The following is a 16,496-nucleotide window of genomic DNA, read 5'->3' as shown; positions in this document are numbered from 1 at the left end:
TGGGACGAAGCGGGATGAGGTGGAGCGTGGGCAGGTGGTGGCGAGGCCTGGGAGTATCACGCCGCACACGAAGTTTAAGGGGTCGGTGTATGTGTTGGCGAAGGAGGAGGGGGGTCGGCACACGCCGTTTTTTAATGGGTATCGGCCGCAGTTTTATTTTCGGACGACGGATGTGACGGGGGTGGTGACGTTGCCGGAAGGGGTGGAGATGGTGATGCCTGGGGACAGTGTGGGTTTTGAGGTGCAGTTGATTACGCCGATTGCGATGGAGAAGGAGTTACGGTTTGCGATTCGGGAGGGGGGTCGGACGGTAGGTGCCGGAGTCATCGCCGAAATCATCGAATAATTTTTTGCGATATATAAATACCCCCTAAAAAGCTAAAGGACCTCATAAATTCATTATGAAGCGAGCGGGGTTCTTTTTGGATATGAGGAGAAGTTGTGAGAGAAATAGTGACCCTAGCTTGTGGGCAATGCAAGCGTAGAAATTACACCACTACCAAAAATAAGCGCTCAACCCCGGACAAACTGGAATTCAAGAAGTATTGCCGATTCTGTCGCACCCACACTCCGCACAAGGAAACCAAGTAGAGGCGACAAAGAAAAACTGCAGCGTAAGCGGGCTTTTCCTCTTTTATCGGCAGTCGCTCAATCGATCAGTGGAAGGACGTTTGAAATAACAGGCCAGTAGCTCTAACGGCTAGAGCACCGGACTCCAAATCCGGGTGATGGGGGTTCGAATCCCTCCTGGCCTGCCAAGTAAAAACTTTTGCCCCAGGATAATAAAATGGAAAAGATCAAGGAATTTTGGCAAAGGGCAAAGCAATTTTTTCGTGAGGTGCGGGTGGAGTTGAAGAAAGTTACCTGGCCCTCAAGGAAAGAGACCATCGCCTCTACTTCTGTAGTATTGATCACCGTGGTCTTGGTGGCTTTTTTCTTGGGAATTGTTGATTTGGGTCTTTCGCATTTGATTAAAATATTTTTAGGTTAGAGGTCGGATCCATGGCCCAAAAGTGGTACGTTGTGCATACGTATTCGGGGTTTGAGAACAAAGTGAAATCTGTATTAGAGGAGCGGATTAAATCGGCCAAGAAAGAAGAACTCTTTTCAGAAGTTCTCGTCCCCGCCGAAAAAGTGATCGAGATGATCAAAGGAAAGAAAAAGGCATCCTCGCGTAAGTTCTTCCCGGGGTACATCTTGGTCAAGCTGGAACTGAATGACGAAACTTGGCACATCGTAAAAGATACTCCGAAAGTTACTGGATTTGTAGGAAATCGGGCGAACCCTACGGCCATCCCGGATAAAGAAGTGGAGGAAATAAAGAATCAGATGAGCGAGGGTCTCCTGCGGCCGAAACATCGCATGACCTTCGAGAAGGGCGATCAAGTCCGAGTGGTGGATGGGCCTTTCTCTAACTTTAATGGTTTGGTGGAGGCGGTAAATCCAGAAAAAGGGAAAGTTCGTATTTTGGTAAGTATTTTTGGGCGCTCTACCCCCGTAGAATTGGATTTTGCCCAGGTAAAAAAGAATTGAGAGAAGAGGACGAAGATGGCTAAAAAAATAATCAGCATGGTGAAGCTGCAAATTCCCGCTGGGCAAGCGAACCCTTCACCCCCTGTAGGACCTGCCCTCGGTCAGCACGGGGTGAACATCATGGAATTCTGCAAGGCCTTTAACGCTCAGACCAAAAACCAGGAAGGTATGATCATTCCGGTCGTGATCACCATCTACGCTGACCGATCTTTCTCTTTCGTCACCAAAACTCCACCAGCCGCCGTTTTGTTGAAAAAGGCCGCGGGGATCATCAAAGGGTCTGGAGAACCCAACCGAGCGAAAGTAGGTCAGGTTACGCGGGCGCAGGTGAGGGAGATCGCCCAGACGAAACTTCCAGATCTGAACGCCGCCAGCTTGGATGCTGCCATCTTGACCATAGCAGGAACGGCTAGGTCGATGGGCATAGACATCATAGAAGGGTAAAACCATGGGTAAAAGAAGCAAAATCTATTTGGAAGAGAGAAAGAAAATTGACCGCACCACAAAGTACGACCTGGACTCAGGTTTAAAATTACTTAAAGAATCCGCCCGGGCCAAGTTTGACGAGAGCGTGGACATGGCTATCCGCTTGGGCGTTAACCCCAAGCACGCGGACCAGATGGTGCGGGGCACGGTCCCCCTTCCTCATGGAGTGGGCAAGACGATAAAAATTTTGGTCTTCGCCAAAGGGGAAAAAGAAAAAGAAGCCCAGGAAGCCGGGGCAGATTTTGTGGGGGCTGATGATCTGGCGGAAAAAATTACCAGCGGCTGGACGGATTTTGATAAAGCCATCGCCACCCCGGACATGATGGGGATGGTGGGAAAGCTAGGGAAAATTTTAGGGCCCCGGGGCTTGATGCCCAACCCTAAAGTGGGAACGGTAACTTTTGACGTAGGAAAGGCCGTAAAAGAGCTTAAAGCCGGGCGAGTGGAGTTCAAAGTGGAAAAAACCGGCATCGTCCACACCACTGTAGGCAAAGTTTCTTTCGAAGAAGGAAAGTTGAAAGAAAATGTTTTAGCCCTCATGGATGTGATTATCCGGGCCAAACCTGCCTCGAGCAAGGGGACCTATCTTAAAAGTATTGCCATTTCGACAACCATGGGGCCTGGGATCAAACTCGATCCCAACGCTCTCCGTGGGGCGATGAAGCCATAAGTTGAAGTTAGAAATTCTACGAACTGTAATGGTTTGTCTGAGACCGTAGGTACGCTTCGTTGCGCTTAAGCGGAATACTCCGGCCTACCGAGACAGAATAAAACTCTGGAAGGATGAAATTTTGGGGGAAGATCATCCCGATCTACGGTCTTTTCCACATCGAACGGCTGGAGTGAAAAGGTGAGGCAGAAAGGAGATTGAGATTTGAAGCGAGAGGATAAACGTAAAGTTGTTGCCGATCTCCAGCAACGGATGACCCAGGCGAAAGTGGCGATTTTGACTCGCTTTTCGGGCCTTAACGTGGAAAAGATGACCAAGCTTCGCCGGGAGCTACGTAAAGCCGCCGTGGAGTATCGCATTGTCAAAAACACCCTTTTACGGCTGGCGATTCAGGGTACAGAAAAGGAGCCTTTGGTAAAGGCATTAGAAGGGCCTATCGCTGTGGCGTGGAGCGAAACAGACCCCGTGGCTCCTGCCCGGATTTTGGCCAAATTCGCCAAAGAGTTTCCGGAATTGCATATCTTGGTAGCATGCTCTGAAGGAAAGCTATGGGGACCGGTGGAGATTCAAAGCTGGGTAACGCTTCCGAGCCTCGATGAGCTCAGGGCCAAGATTTTGGGGTTAATTCAAGCTCCGGCCTCAAACCTGGTTCGTTTGCTTGTGACCCCCGGTACGCGCTTGGCCCAGCTATTGAAGGCCAAAAGCCAAAAAGAATAAAGATTTTTGAGATGATCTTTCAAGATCAAAATTACATCCCGAAGGAGAAGGAAAGATGGCTGATTTACAGAAAATCGTGGAAGAATTGAGTGGCTTGACCCTATTAGAGGCCGCGGAATTGTCCAAACTTTTGGAACAAAAATGGGGGGTATCAGCTGCAGCTTTTGCAGTGGCCGCTGCGCCGGCAGCAGGCGCGGGACAAGCGGCGCCCGTAGCCGAGGAAAAAACGGAATTTGACGTAGTCCTGACCAACGTGGGTGAGAAAAAAATCCAGGTTATCAAAGTGGTGCGCGAGTTGACCATCCTGGGATTGAAAGAGGCTAAGGACTTAGTGGAAGGCGTGCCCAAGCCGGTCAAAGAAGGGGTCTCTAAAGACGAGGCCGAGAGCATTAAGAAGAAGTTAGAGGAAGTAGGCGCTACCGTAGAAATCAAATAAGGCCTAGACGAGGGCAGTGGGGAAGCCCCAAATATTTGAGGGACCCAGATGCGCGTTGATTTTTAAGATGGTAGGCAAAAAACCTTTGGCTGCGGCTAGCAGCAGTACAAGCTTGCATCTTGATGATAGCATTTTTTAGCCGTGAATTGCCGTTGTCAAAACGACAACAGGATGGGAGGGAATAAGGAATGGCGTCTATGTCGTCGAGCGGCCATCCGATCGTTCGTTTAAATTTTTCTAAGATTGAAAAAATCATGGACATTCCTAATTTGATCGATGTCCAGAGGCAGTCTTATGAGAGTTTTCTGCAAAAGGATGTTTCCCCTGAGGATCGACAGGACATCGGCATGCAAGCGGTGTTCAAGAGTGTTTTTCCCATCCGTGCCTTTAACGAAACAGCCTCTATGGAATTTGTCTCCTATTCCCTGGGCGATCCCAAATATGAAGTGGATGAATGCCGTCAAAGAGGGATGACCTATGCGGCTCCCTTGAAAGTGGTAGTCCGACTGATTACGTATGAGGTGGACGAGGAAGAACGAAAAGGCAAGCCCCGCGTTCGCGATATTAAAGAGCAGGAAGTTTACTTTGGCGAAATTCCCTTGATGACCGACAAAGGAACGTTTGTAATCAACGGGACGGAACGGGTTATCGTCAGCCAGCTTCACCGATCTCCTGGGATTCTCTTTGAGCACGAAAAAGGGAAAACTCACACCGGAAAACCTCTTTACTCAGGAAGGATCATTTCTCACCGGGGTTCTTGGCTCGACCTGGAGTTTGACACCAAAGGTCTGCTTTATGTTCGTATCGACCGCCGGCGGAAGTTACCCGTTACCATTCTGTTGCGAGCTTTGGGGGATTCTCCAGAGGAATTGCTCCATTACTTCTATCAGACCGAAAAGACATTTTTCTTCGAAGATAAAATTACCAAGAATGTCGATTTCGATCTGCTGGTCAACAAGCGGGCGACAGAGGATATCAAGCACCCTCACACTGGGGAATTGCTCATCCGCAAGAACCGGAAAATCACCCGGCCGGCCTTGAAAAAATTGATGGACGCCAAGGTAAAAGCCGTAACTATCGAACCAGCCGATCTGGCGGGTCGATACTTGGCCCGTGACGTTTTCCAGCCCAAAACTGGGGAGATTTTGTTTTCAGCCAATACCGAGCTAACTGTCGAAAAAGTGGGGGAGATGCGCCAAGCGGGGGTGAAAGGAATCGACATTCTGTTCATCGACCAGTTAAACGTCTCTTCATCTCTCCGGGACACTTTAAGTTCGGATCGAATTGACGATACGGAAACCCGACCCATCGAAGAATACCGGAAGCATAACCCTCAGGACAAAACTCCGATTACGGTTTATAACGCCATCTTAGAGATTTACCGTCGTCTGCGACCCAGTGAACCTCCAACGTTAGAGACGGCGAAGATTTTTTTCGATAACTTATTTTTCAACCCCGATCGATATGATCTTTCCCGTGTAGGCCGGTTGAAGATTAACCACCGTTTGAAGTTGGATGCCCCTTTGGACTGTCGTGTTTTGCGGAAAGAAGACATCCTGGAAACGGTGAAATATTTGATCGGACTGAAAGATGGGGTGGGGGAAGTCGACGATATTGATCATCTGGGGAACCGCAGGGTAAGGGCTGTGGGCGAGCTCTTAGAAAATCAATACCGGATTGGCCTCGTTCGGATGGAGAGGGCCATTAAGGAACGGATGAGTTTACAGGACGTAGAAACTCTCATGCCCCATGATTTAATCAACCCCAAGCCCGTTTCCGCGGTGGTGAAGGAATTCTTTGGATCCTCGCAACTATCGCAATTTATGGACCAGACCAACCCTCTTTCCGAGATTACCCATAAAAGGCGCCTATCGGCCCTCGGGCCAGGAGGATTGACCCGGGAGCGAGCGGGCTTCGAAGTTCGGGACGTCCATCCAACCCATTATGGCCGGATATGCCCGATTGAAACCCCCGAAGGTCCTAATATCGGTCTCATTGCATCTCTGAGTACTTACGCCAAAGTGGATCCCCTCGGCTTTATTGTTACCCCTTACCGGAAAGTGGTAAATGGGCAAGTTACGGAAGAAATCGAGTATCTTTCCGCCTTACAAGAAGATGAAAACCGGGTGATTGCCCAAGCCAATGCTGCAGTGGATACGAAAGGGAGATTCACAGCGGACCTGATCCAAGCTCGCATCGCTGGCGAGGCCACCTTAGTGCGGCCCGAAGAAATCAACCTGATGGACGTTTCCCCCACTCAATTGGTGAGTGTAGCTGCTTCTTTGATTCCTTTTTTGGAGCATGATGATGCCAACCGGGCTTTGATGGGCTCGAATATGCAGCGCCAGGCTGTCCCCTTGCTGCAGGCTGACGCCCCGTTGATTGGTACGGGAATGGAAGGTGTGGTGGCTCGAGATTCAGGGGTCACAGTGGTGGCTGAGCGAGATGGTGTAGTGGAGAAGGTGGACTCATCCCGCATCATCGTCCGAGCCGATAATGCCAGTCGGAATGGCCCCCGATCCGAGGTGGATATTTATAATTTGATCAAATACCAGCGTTCTAACCAAAATACCTGCATCAATCAAAAACCCATCGTGCGGGAAGGTCAGCGAATACAAAAGGGCCAGATCATTGCTGACGGGCCAGCAACTCAGAGCGGAGAGTTAGCATTGGGTCGGAATGTGCTGGTAGCCTTTATGCCTTGGGGGGGATATAACTTTGAGGATTCGATCCTGATTAGCGAAAGGGTCGTCAAAGATGACAGTTTTACCTCCATCCATATTGAGGAATTCGAAGTCGTCGCTCGGGATACGAAACTGGGCCGGGAAGAGATCACCCAGGATATTCCCAACCTCGGGGATGAATCTTTGAAAAACCTGGATGAAAGCGGAATCATCCGCATCGGTGCCGAAGTAAAAGCAGGAGATATTCTAGTTGGGAAGATTACTCCCAAAGGTGAGACCCAGCCCTCTCCGGAAGAAAAACTTCTGCGGGCGATTTTCGGGGAGAAAGCCGGAGCCGTCAAGGACACCTCCCTTCGAGTTCCACCGGGTGTAGAAGGGACCGTGATTGGCGCGAAGATTTTTAGTCGGCGTGGCGTGGAAAAAGACACCCGGGCCAAATCTATCGAAGAAGAAGAAATCGCCCGCAGCCACCGGGACCAGGAGGATGAAGTACAAATCGTGCAACACCTCGCTGCCCAGAAGGTGCGCAGGCTTTTCCTGAATGAAGTTTTAACCACGCGGGTTGCGGAGGAGCGCAGCGGTAAGACGCTGGTCCCCAAGAATACCAAGTTGACCAAAGAGATATTGGCCGACATTTCAGATTCGCGTCTCCGGGATTTAAACATCCAGAACCCCAAGAAAAAAGTAGAAGCCGAAAAGATATGGGAACAGCTGGATGAACGGGCACAGGTTATTAAGGGAGCCTTTGAGAAAAAAATTGCCCGTTTGAAGAAAGCCGATGAACTTCCTCCCGGAGTGATTAAGATGGTCAAGGTTGATGTGGCGATTAAACGAAAACTCTCGGTAGGAGACAAAATGGCTGGCCGCCACGGGAATAAGGGAGTTATTTCTCGTATCCTTCCCGAAGAAGATATGCCCTATTTAGAAGACGGAACGGCAGTGGACATCATTCTTAATCCTTTGGGGGTTCCCTCGCGAATGAATGTGGGGCAAATCTTGGAAACTCATTTGGGGTGGGCTGCCAAGGGCCTTGGGGAACAAATCAACCGTATTATTGAGAAAGAATACAACCCGAAAGCCCTGCGGGAAAAAATTAAAAAGATTGATCATTCAGAAACTTTTTTGGCGTTAATCAAGGACCTGGATGATGAGGAAGTGCGGGAGTATGTTCAAACTCTGTCCCGGGGAATTTACATGGCTTCTCCAGCTTTCGATGGGGCCACAGAAGAAGAGATTAAAAGGGCTCTAAAGGAAGGGGGGCTTCCGGTTACAGGTCAGGCGACCCTTTTTGACGGTCGAACGGGAGAACCTTTCCACCAAAAGGTCACGGTGGGAGTCATCTATATGATGAAACTTCACCACCTGGTAGACGACAAGATTCACGCTCGGTCTGTAGGTCCCTACTCCCTGATTACCCAGCAGCCCCTGGGAGGGAAGGCTCAGTTTGGCGGGCAGCGTTTGGGAGAGATGGAAGTCTGGGCCCTGGAAGCCTACGGTGCTGGCTACGCACTGCAAGAGTTCTTGACGGTAAAGTCGGATGATGTACTTGGCCGGACGCGGATGTACGAGACCATTGTCAAGGGGGGCCATAACTTGGAAGCTGGGGTCCCTGAATCGTTTAACGTCCTGGTCAAAGAGCTGCAGAGCCTTTGCTTGGACATGGAGCTTCTGGAAAAAGAAGAAGCATAAGGGGGAATGGCTTTGGAAGATCTTTTTAGTTTTTTTGAGAAACCCAAATATTCGATGGCCTTCAATGCCGTGCGCATTTCGTTGGCCTCCCCCGAAAAAATTCGCGCTTGGTCCTACGGGGAAGTCAAGAAGCCAGAGACCATCAATTACCGCACCTTTAAACCCGAAAGGGATGGCTTATTTTGTGCCAAAATCTTCGGGCCTACCAAGGATTATGAGTGCAACTGCGGCAAGTATAAACGAATGAAACATAGGGGAGTGGTCTGCGAGAAATGCGGCGTGGAGGTCATCCAGTCCAAGGTAAGACGGGAACGACTTGGCCACATCGAAATGGCCGCTCCTGTGGCCCATATTTGGTTCTTGAAAAGCCTTCCCAGCCGCATCGGCAACCTCCTGGACATGACCTTGCGGGAATTGGAAAAAGTACTTTACTTCGAGGCTTACGTGGTGATTAACCCTAAGGGTACACCACTTAAGGAAAAGGAGCTTCTCAGCGATGAACGATACCGCAAAGCTATAGAAGAACACGGAGCTGATTCTTTCGTTGCTGGAATGGGAGCGGAGGCGATCCGTGAGCTTCTGCGGAAGGTGAACGTGAACACCCTCTCCGACCAGTTACGGGTGGAGATGCGGGAAGCTTCCTCCGAGGTAAAAAAGAAAAAAATCGCCAAACGGTTGAAAATTGTCGATTCCTTTAAGGATTCTGGAAATAAGCCCGAATGGATGATCTTGGAAGTGATTCCGGTTATTCCTCCAGATCTGCGGCCCTTAGTTCCCCTGGATGGAGGGCGATTTGCGACCTCGGATTTGAATGACCTATATAGGCGGGTAATCAATCGTAATAACCGTCTCAAACGTTTACAAGAGTTGAGTGCGCCTGAGATTATTATCCGCAACGAGAAGCGCATGCTTCAGGAGGCTGTGGACGCTTTATTCGATAACGGACGGGGAGGCAAGGCCCTCCTGGGATCTAACGGTAGACCGCTCAAATCCCTTTCCGATATGCTTAAAGGAAAACAAGGGCGGTTCCGGCAGAATTTACTGGGGAAACGGGTGGATTATTCCGGAAGGTCGGTAATTGTTGTAGGTCCTGACTTACGACTTCACCAATGCGGCCTTCCTAAAAAAATGGCCTTGGAATTATTTAAACCTTTCATTTACAACCGCCTCGAGGTAAAAGGTTATGTAACGACCATTAAAAGTGCTAAGAAAATGGTAGAGCAGGAAAAAGATGAAGTATGGGAAACGCTAAGCGAGATTGTCCGCGAGTACCCCGTCTTGCTTAATCGAGCCCCTACTCTGCATCGCCTGGGCATCCAAGCTTTTGAGCCAGTCCTCATTGAAGGAAAGGCCATTCAATTACACCCGCTGGTCTGTTCCGCCTTCAACGCCGATTTTGATGGTGATCAGATGGCCGTGCACATTCCCCTCTCTATTGAAGCCCAGATCGAAGCGCGGGTGTTGATGATGTCCACTAATAATATTCTTTCTCCGGCTCATGGAAAGCCTATTATCGTACCCACCCAGGACATCGTCTTGGGGCTCTATTATATGACCCGGGAGAAGCGTTCGGTCAAAGGGGAAGGGAAGATCTTCTCCGGCCCCGAAGAAGTGCGGATGGCCTATGATGCTGGGGAAGTGGATTTGCATGCGGTCATTAAGGTACGCTTGGGGGCCGACGGTCACACCGAACGGGTGGAAACGACCGTGGGCCGGGTCCTATTGCGAGAAATTCTACCCTCCGAAATTCCTTTTTCTTTTATCAATAAAGTTTTGAATAAAAAAGAACTAGCCACTCTGGTTGACCAGTGTTATCGATTTGCCGGGAATAAAAAAACGGTCATCTTAGCCGACCAACTCAAAGATCTGGGTTTCCATTATGCCACCCAGGCCGGAATTTCCATCTGCATCGACGATATGGTCATCCCCCCGCGGAAAGCTGAGCTGTTACAAAGAGCCAACCAAGAGGTTCTGGAGATCGAAAATCAATATAAAGAAGGGTTGATTACAGACGGAGAACGGTACAACAAAGTAGTAGACATCTGGGCTCAGGTGACTGAAAACATTGGTTTTGAAATCCTTGAGGAGCTAGGTACGGTCATGATCACCGATCCTAGTGGAAAGAAAAAACGCGTACCCTCTTTCAATCCCATATTCATGATGGCCGATTCAGGAGCCCGGGGAAGTGCCCAGCAGATTCGCCAACTTGCCGGAATGCGTGGCTTGATGGCCAAGCCCTCGGGGGAAATCATTGAGACCCCCATCACTGCCAATTTCCGGGAAGGGTTGACGGTTTTGCAATACTTTATCTCCACCCACGGAGCGCGCAAAGGTCTGGCGGACACCGCACTTAAGACGGCCAATTCCGGCTATTTGACCCGCAGGCTGGTGGACGTGGCCCAAGATATGGTGGTTGCCGAAGAGGATTGCGGGACATTAGAGGGCATTTTTGTGACTCCCTTGGTGGAAGGCGGAGAGATCATAGAGCCCATCGGAGAGCGCATCCTCGGGCGGGTCGCTTTAGAGGATATCGCCGATCCTTTTACCGAAGAAGTTATCATCAAAGCCAATGAGGAAATTGATGAGAAATTCGTGGAAAAGATCGAGAATGCCGGGTTGGAAAAAGTTAAGATTCGCTCGGTGTTGACCTGTCGCTCGAAACGGGGAGTTTGCGTAAAATGCTACGGGCGGGATCTGGCCCGCGGCCAGATGGTCAACATCGGAGAAGCAGTAGGAATTATCGCTGCTCAGTCCATCGGTGAGCCGGGGACCCAATTAACCATGCGCACCTTCCATATTGGGGGTACCGCCAGCCGACGGGCAGAACAAACCACTTTACAACCGCGGAACGACGGGCGAGTGAAATTTATCAACCTCTCCACGGTGCGGAATAAAGGTGGGGATTGGGTAGTTATGAACCGGAATGGGGAACTGGCTCTGGCAGACGAAACCGGGAGAGAACGCGAACGTTATCCGATCATCTACGGGGCAAAGATTAAGGTTGGAAACGGACAGCTTGTGAAAGGGGGAGACCTGATTGCCGAATGGGATCCCTATACCATTCCCATTTTAACCGAAGGTTCTGGGCGGATAAAATTTGGGGACATTGTCGAAGGCGTTACCATGCAGGAGCAGTTGGATGAGGTGACGGGTTTTTCAACCAAGGTCGTCTCTGAGGCTAAGGATCCGGAAGCCCGACCGCGGGTGTCCATCAAGGATGAACGCGGGCGGACTTTGAAGCTCCCCGGCTCAGAAGCCATGGCCCGTTATCTTCTTCCCGTTGGCGCTCATATCGTCGTCACCGAAGGAGATATGGTGCACCAGGGAGATGTCATTGCCAAAATTCCCAGAGAGACAACAAAAACCAAAGATATAACCGGAGGTTTACCACGGGTGGTAGAACTTTTCGAGGCTCGCAAGCCTAAAGAGTTTGCCGTCATTAGTGAAATCACGGGGGGCGTCTCTTTTGGCAGGGACACCAAGGGGAAACGTAAAGTAATCATTACACCCGAGGTGGGTGAACCTAAGGAATATTCGATTCCCAAAGGAAAACATATTAGTGTTCATGAAGGCGAAAGAGTCAAAGCCGGCGAGGCTTTAATGGACGGATCTTCGAACCCTCACGATATTCTTTCCATCCTGGGAGTAGAGGATTTAGCGCGCTATTTGGTCGATGAAGTTCAAGAAGTCTATCGCCTTCAAGGAGTGAAGATCAACGACAAACATATCGAGGTTATCGTCAAGCAAATGCTTCGCAGGGTAATGATCAAGGAAGTGGGGGACTCCAATTTCCTGGTCGGGGAGTATGTGGAACGACATGTCTTTGAGGAAGAAAATGAGCGGCTGGAGAATGCCGGCAAACAGCCTGCTGTAGCCGAGCCTCTTCTTTTAGGTGTGACCAAAGCCTCGTTGAGTACGGAGGGTTTCATTTCTGCCGCTTCCTTCCAGGAAACGACCAAAGTTCTAACTCAAGCTGCCATTAGCGGGAAGACAGACTTCCTCCGCGGGTTAAAGGAAAACGTGATCCTTGGTCGGTTGATCCCGGCGGGAACGGGTCTTCCGCGGTACCGGAATATAGGGATTAAAGTAGAAGGGGAAGAAGAAGAGAGAGAAAATTCAGAAAAAAATGCCTGAAATTTAATAAACTATTGACAAAAATGATAAATAAGGTAAAATTAAAAATTTTGATGCTGTTAATAAATGAGGGGGAAAATGCCCACAATTAATCAACTGATCCGTCTCGGACGCCGGAAAATAAAACGAAAAACGGCTGCCCCGGCTTTAATGAATTCGCCACAGCGAAGGGGTGTTTGCATCCGAGTATACACTTCAACTCCCAAAAAGCCCAACTCGGCTTTAAGAAAAGTTGCCCGGGTACGTTTGACGAACGGGTACGAGATTACCACCTATATTCCAGGAGTAGGGCATAACCTCCAAGAACATTCGGTTGTATTAATCCGCGGTGGGCGGGTGAAAGATCTCCCAGGAGTTCGCTATCATATCATCCGGGGGACCCTCGATTCTGTGGGGGTTCAAAACCGGAAGAAGAGCCGTTCAAAATACGGGGCCAAAAGGCCAAAGTGAGGAAGGCATGCCCAGAAGACGCGTAGTGACCAAGCGGAAAATTCTCCCCGACCCCAAGTATAAAAACTTGGGGGTAGCCAAGTTTATCAATAACATCATGGAATGCGGCAAGAAAAGTGTGGCGGAACGCATTCTCTACCAAGCCATGGAAATTATCCGGGACCGGACGAAAGAAGACCCGCTAAAGCTCTTCGAGAAATCTGTTAACAATGTAAAACCGATCCTCGAGGTGAAATCTCGTAGAGTGGGAGGAGCTACTTATCAGGTGCCCACGGAAGTGCGCGCGGAAAGACGGACAGCTTTAGCCATTCGCTGGCTGATTACCTATGCCAAAGACCGATCCGAAAAGAGCATGGAGGAAAAATTAGCAGCAGAATTTATCGATGCCGCGAATAATCGGGGGGGGGCCGTTAAGAAAAGAGAAGATGTCCACAAAATGGCCGAGGCCAACAAGGCCTTTGCCCATTATCGGTGGTAAAGGTGATAAAGGACCACTCCCGCAGCAGTGGGAACTGTGAACCCGATGACATTAAGCTTAGCCGGAAGATAGGTTTTTCTCAAAGGAAGTAAGATTTTGGGCAATCGATCAGAATTAGAAAAAACACGCAACATTGGAATCATGGCGCATATAGACGCCGGAAAGACTACGACGACGGAGCGTATCCTTTATTATACCGGAGTCTCATACAAGCTGGGAGAGGTGCATGACGGAACAGCGGTGATGGATTGGATGGAGCAAGAGCAAGAGCGGGGGATCACGATTACTTCTGCCGCCACGACTTGCTTGTGGAGAAATCACCGCATCAACATCATCGATACTCCCGGTCATGTTGATTTCACGATAGAAGTCGAGCGAAGCCTGCGGGTTTTGGATGGGGTGATTGCCGTTTTCTGTGGGGTGGGAGGGGTTGAGCCGCAGAGTGAAACTGTCTGGCGGCAGGCAGATAAATATGGTATTCCGAGGATCGCTTTCGTCAACAAGATGGACCGGGTTGGGGCGGACTTTCCCCGGGTAGTGAAGATGATCCGAGAACGCCTCAATGCCCATCCCTTTCCCTTGCAAATCCCCTTAGGCGAAGAAGAAGACTTTCGAGGGGTCGTTGATATTCTGCGGATGAAAGCAATTCTTTTCAACGAGGGAAGCTTAGGGGTGGATTTCCATGAGGAGGAAGTTCCCGAGCATCTGGCTAGAATTGCCCAAGCCTACCATGAGACTCTCTTCGAACGTCTGGCTGAATTGGATGATGCCTTCATGGAAAAATATCTGGCGGGCGAACCCATTTCCTCAGAAGAAGTTCAAGCTCTCATTCGTCAAGGGACCTTAGATGCCAAGATCGTTCCTGTACTTTGTGGGTCCGCTTTTAAAAATAAGGGGATACAACAACTTTTGGATGCCGTGGTGGATTACCTTCCTTCTCCCTTGGATGTTCCTCCCATCCGTGGATTCAACCCCGAAAATGGCCTGGAAGAAGAACGTTCTCCTGCCAATGGCTCTCCTCTATCTGCTCTCGCGTTCAAGATCATGAATGACCCCTACGTCGGCAATCTCACTTTCCTGCGGATCTATTCGGGAATATTGACCTCCGGCTCATCCATCTACAATTCCAGCAAGAGAAAGCGGGAACGAATCGGGCGACTGCTGAAGATGCATGCCAATAAAAGGGAAGAAATCAAGAGCGCCAGTTCGGGTGAAATCGTGGCCGTGGTGGGTTTGAAAGGAACGACAACGGGAGATACCCTCTGCGAGGAGGATCATCCGTTGGTCCTGGAATCGATCGAATTTCCGGAGCCAGTCATCTCCATGGCCATCGAGCCCAAAGCCAAAGGGGATCAAGAGAAGTTGGACCAAGGACTGCAAAAATTAGCAATGGAAGACCCTTCCTTCCACCATCACCTAGATGCAGAAACCGGACAGCGCATTATTTCCGGAATGGGTGAACTGCATTTGGAGATTATTGTCGATCGTTTGATCCGGGAGTTTGGCGTTACCGCTAAGGTAGGAAAACCCATAGTGGCATATCGAGAGACGATCACTCAAGCTGTTTGTTCCGAAGGGAAATTTATTCGGCAATCAGGCGGAAGAGGGCAATACGGGCATGTAATTTTAAAGGTCGAACCCTTACCCCCGGGAGAGAAGTTCCAATTTGTGAACGCCATCAAAGGGGGAACCATTCCTCGGGAGTACATTCCGGCTGTAGAAAAAGGGATTCGGGAAGCCGTGGAAGTTGGGGTTTTGGCTGGGTACCCGGTGGTAGATGTAAAAGTAACTTTGTTAGACGGATCGTTCCATGAAGTTGATTCGTCGGAATTGGCCTTTAAGATTGCTGGATCCATTGGATTCAAAGAAGGAGTAAAACGGGCCCAGCCGGTCTTGTTAGAGCCAATTATGGCCGTGGAAGTAATTGTTCCTGAGGATTTCATCGGGGAAGTCAGCGGCGACCTCGGTTCCCGCAGAGGAAAAATCACCAATTTGGAAACCCAGAATAGAGCCCAGAGGATGGAAGCGAAAGTACCCTTAGCCGAGATGTTCGGATATGCCACCCAACTTCGCTCCAATACTCAGGGGCGGGCTACGTTTTCCATGCAGTTTGACCATTATGAACGCGTACCCGTGGCGATTGCCGAGGAAGCCATTGCCCAAGCTCGCCAGCGTTGAAGGCGTGAGAAACCACCGCCAATGAAGTTGAAGCAAAGGAGGGGACATGTCGAAGCGGAAGTTTGAGCGGACGAAGCCGCATATGAATGTGGGGACGATTGGGCATATTGATCATGGGAAGACGACGTTGACGAGTGCGATAACGAGGTGTTTAGCGGTGAAGGGGCTGGCGGAGTATGTGCCGTTTGATCAGATAGACAAGGCGCCTGAGGAGAAGGAGAGGGGGATTACGATAGCGACGGCGCATGTGGAGTATGAGACGGAGAAGAGGCATTATGCGCATGTGGATTGTCCTGGGCATGCGGATTATATAAAGAATATGATTACGGGTGCGGCGCAGATGGATGGGGCGATATTGGTGGTTGGGGCGGATGATGGGCCGATGCCGCAGACGCGGGAGCATATATTGTTAGCGCGGCAGGTTGGGGTGCCGTATATGGTGGTGTATTTGAATAAGGTGGACATGGTGGATGATCCGGAGTTGATTGAGTTGGTGGAGTTGGAGTTGCGGGAGTTGTTGAGTAAGTATGAGTTTCCTGGGGAGGAGATACCGATTATACGTGGGAGTGCGTTGAAGGCGATGCAGCATGGGTGTGGGGATGAGAAGTGTGAGAGTTGTGGGTCGATTTTTGCGTTGATGAAGGCGGTGGATGAGTATATTCCGGAGCCGAGGCGGGATGTGGAGAAGCCGTTTTTGATGCCGGTAGAGGATGTGTTTTCGATATCGGGTCGTGGTACGGTGGTGACGGGTCGGGTGGATCGTGGGTTGGTGAAGGTGGGGGATGAGGTGGAGGTGGTTGGGATACGGCCGACGTTTAAGACGGTGTGTACTGGGGTGGAGATGTTTCGGAAGATATTGGATCAGGGGCAGGCTGGGGATAATATAGGGGTGTTGTTGCGTGGGACGAAGCGGGATGAGGTGGAGCGTGGGCAGGTGGTGGCGAGGCCTGGGAGTATCACGCCGCACACGAAGTTTAAGGGGTCGGTGTATGTGTTGGCGAAGGAGGAGGGGGGTCGGCACACGCCGTTTTTTAATGGGTA

At 50.2% G+C, this 16,496-nt stretch carries 14 protein-coding genes and 1 tRNA gene; all 15 read left to right on the top strand.

Annotated features, from left to right (window positions below; translation table 11 throughout):
- The coding region (gene tuf, locus Q7V48_12810; GenBank protein ID MDO9211609.1) for an elongation factor Tu at nt 1-346 on the top strand (346 nt) is incomplete at its 5' end.
- A 95-nt stretch (nt 347-441) separates the two neighbouring features.
- On the top strand, nt 442-591 hold the full coding sequence (gene rpmG / locus Q7V48_12805; protein MDO9211608.1) for a 50S ribosomal protein L33: 150 nt from the start codon (nt 442-444) through the stop codon (nt 589-591).
- Between the two features lie 90 nt (nt 592-681).
- Nucleotides 682-758: transfer RNA gene (locus Q7V48_12800), tRNA-Trp, on the top strand.
- A 29-nt stretch (nt 759-787) separates the two neighbouring features.
- Nucleotides 788-991, top strand: coding sequence for a preprotein translocase subunit SecE (secE, locus tag Q7V48_12795; GenBank protein ID MDO9211607.1), 204 nt, complete (start codon nt 788-790; stop codon nt 989-991).
- 11 nt (nt 992-1,002) lie between these two features.
- On the top strand, nt 1,003-1,533 hold the full coding sequence (nusG, locus tag Q7V48_12790) for a transcription termination/antitermination protein NusG (GenBank protein MDO9211606.1): 531 nt from the start codon (nt 1,003-1,005) through the stop codon (nt 1,531-1,533).
- A gap of 15 nt (nt 1,534-1,548) precedes the next feature.
- The gene (rplK, locus tag Q7V48_12785) at nt 1,549-1,977 is read left to right on the top strand and encodes a 50S ribosomal protein L11 (GenBank protein MDO9211605.1); all 429 of its coding nucleotides are present in this window, start codon (nt 1,549-1,551) and stop codon (nt 1,975-1,977) included.
- 4 nt (nt 1,978-1,981) lie between these two features.
- On the top strand, nt 1,982-2,689 hold the full coding sequence (gene rplA, locus Q7V48_12780; GenBank protein ID MDO9211604.1) for a 50S ribosomal protein L1: 708 nt from the start codon (nt 1,982-1,984) through the stop codon (nt 2,687-2,689).
- A 204-nt stretch (nt 2,690-2,893) separates the two neighbouring features.
- A complete protein-coding gene (gene rplJ, locus Q7V48_12775) occupies nt 2,894-3,406 on the top strand; it encodes a 50S ribosomal protein L10 (GenBank protein ID MDO9211603.1) in 513 nt (170 codons plus the stop codon).
- Nucleotides 3,407-3,461: 55 nt separating this feature from the next.
- Nucleotides 3,462-3,842, top strand: coding sequence for a 50S ribosomal protein L7/L12 (gene rplL, locus Q7V48_12770; GenBank protein ID MDO9211602.1), 381 nt, complete (start codon nt 3,462-3,464; stop codon nt 3,840-3,842).
- Between the two features lie 188 nt (nt 3,843-4,030).
- Entirely contained in the window at nt 4,031-8,215 is a 4,185-nt protein-coding gene (gene rpoB, locus Q7V48_12765; protein MDO9211601.1) for a DNA-directed RNA polymerase subunit beta, read from the top strand.
- A gap of 12 nt (nt 8,216-8,227) precedes the next feature.
- The gene (rpoC, locus tag Q7V48_12760; protein MDO9211600.1) at nt 8,228-12,349 is read left to right on the top strand and encodes a DNA-directed RNA polymerase subunit beta'; all 4,122 of its coding nucleotides are present in this window, start codon (nt 8,228-8,230) and stop codon (nt 12,347-12,349) included.
- Between the two features lie 78 nt (nt 12,350-12,427).
- Nucleotides 12,428-12,799 (top strand): 30S ribosomal protein S12, encoded by a 372-nt coding sequence (gene rpsL, locus Q7V48_12755; protein ID MDO9211599.1) that lies wholly within the window; start codon nt 12,428-12,430, stop codon nt 12,797-12,799.
- A 7-nt stretch (nt 12,800-12,806) separates the two neighbouring features.
- Entirely contained in the window at nt 12,807-13,277 is a 471-nt protein-coding gene (rpsG, locus tag Q7V48_12750; protein ID MDO9211598.1) for a 30S ribosomal protein S7, read from the top strand.
- 96 nt (nt 13,278-13,373) lie between these two features.
- A complete protein-coding gene (gene fusA, locus Q7V48_12745; GenBank protein MDO9211597.1) occupies nt 13,374-15,455 on the top strand; it encodes an elongation factor G in 2,082 nt (693 codons plus the stop codon).
- 46 nt (nt 15,456-15,501) lie between these two features.
- On the top strand, nt 15,502-16,496 hold a 995-nt coding region (gene tuf, locus Q7V48_12740), incomplete at its 3' end, for an elongation factor Tu (GenBank protein MDO9211596.1).

Source organism: Deltaproteobacteria bacterium (genome assembly GCA_030654105.1).
Classification (GTDB): domain Bacteria; phylum Desulfobacterota; class SM23-61; order SM23-61; family SM23-61; genus JAHJQK01.
Note: the sequence above shows the minus strand (reverse complement) of the source record. Positions and strands in the feature narration are given on the sequence as shown.

Bases quoted from the DNA above. Each gene is read 5' to 3' on its own strand.
- secE (MDO9211607.1), top strand. From the start codon at position 788: ATGGAAAAGATCAAGGAATTTTGGCAAAGGGCAAAGCAATTTTTTCGT.
- nusG (MDO9211606.1), top strand. From the start codon at position 1,003: ATGGCCCAAAAGTGGTACGTTGTGCATACGTATTCGGGGTTTGAGAAC.
- rplK (MDO9211605.1), top strand. From the start codon at position 1,549: ATGGCTAAAAAAATAATCAGCATGGTGAAGCTGCAAATTCCCGCTGGG.
- rplA (MDO9211604.1), top strand. From the start codon at position 1,982: ATGGGTAAAAGAAGCAAAATCTATTTGGAAGAGAGAAAGAAAATTGAC.
- rplL (MDO9211602.1), top strand. From the start codon at position 3,462: ATGGCTGATTTACAGAAAATCGTGGAAGAATTGAGTGGCTTGACCCTA.
- rpoB (MDO9211601.1), top strand. From the start codon at position 4,031: ATGGCGTCTATGTCGTCGAGCGGCCATCCGATCGTTCGTTTAAATTTT.
- rpsL (MDO9211599.1), top strand. From the start codon at position 12,428: ATGCCCACAATTAATCAACTGATCCGTCTCGGACGCCGGAAAATAAAA.
- rpsG (MDO9211598.1), top strand. From the start codon at position 12,807: ATGCCCAGAAGACGCGTAGTGACCAAGCGGAAAATTCTCCCCGACCCC.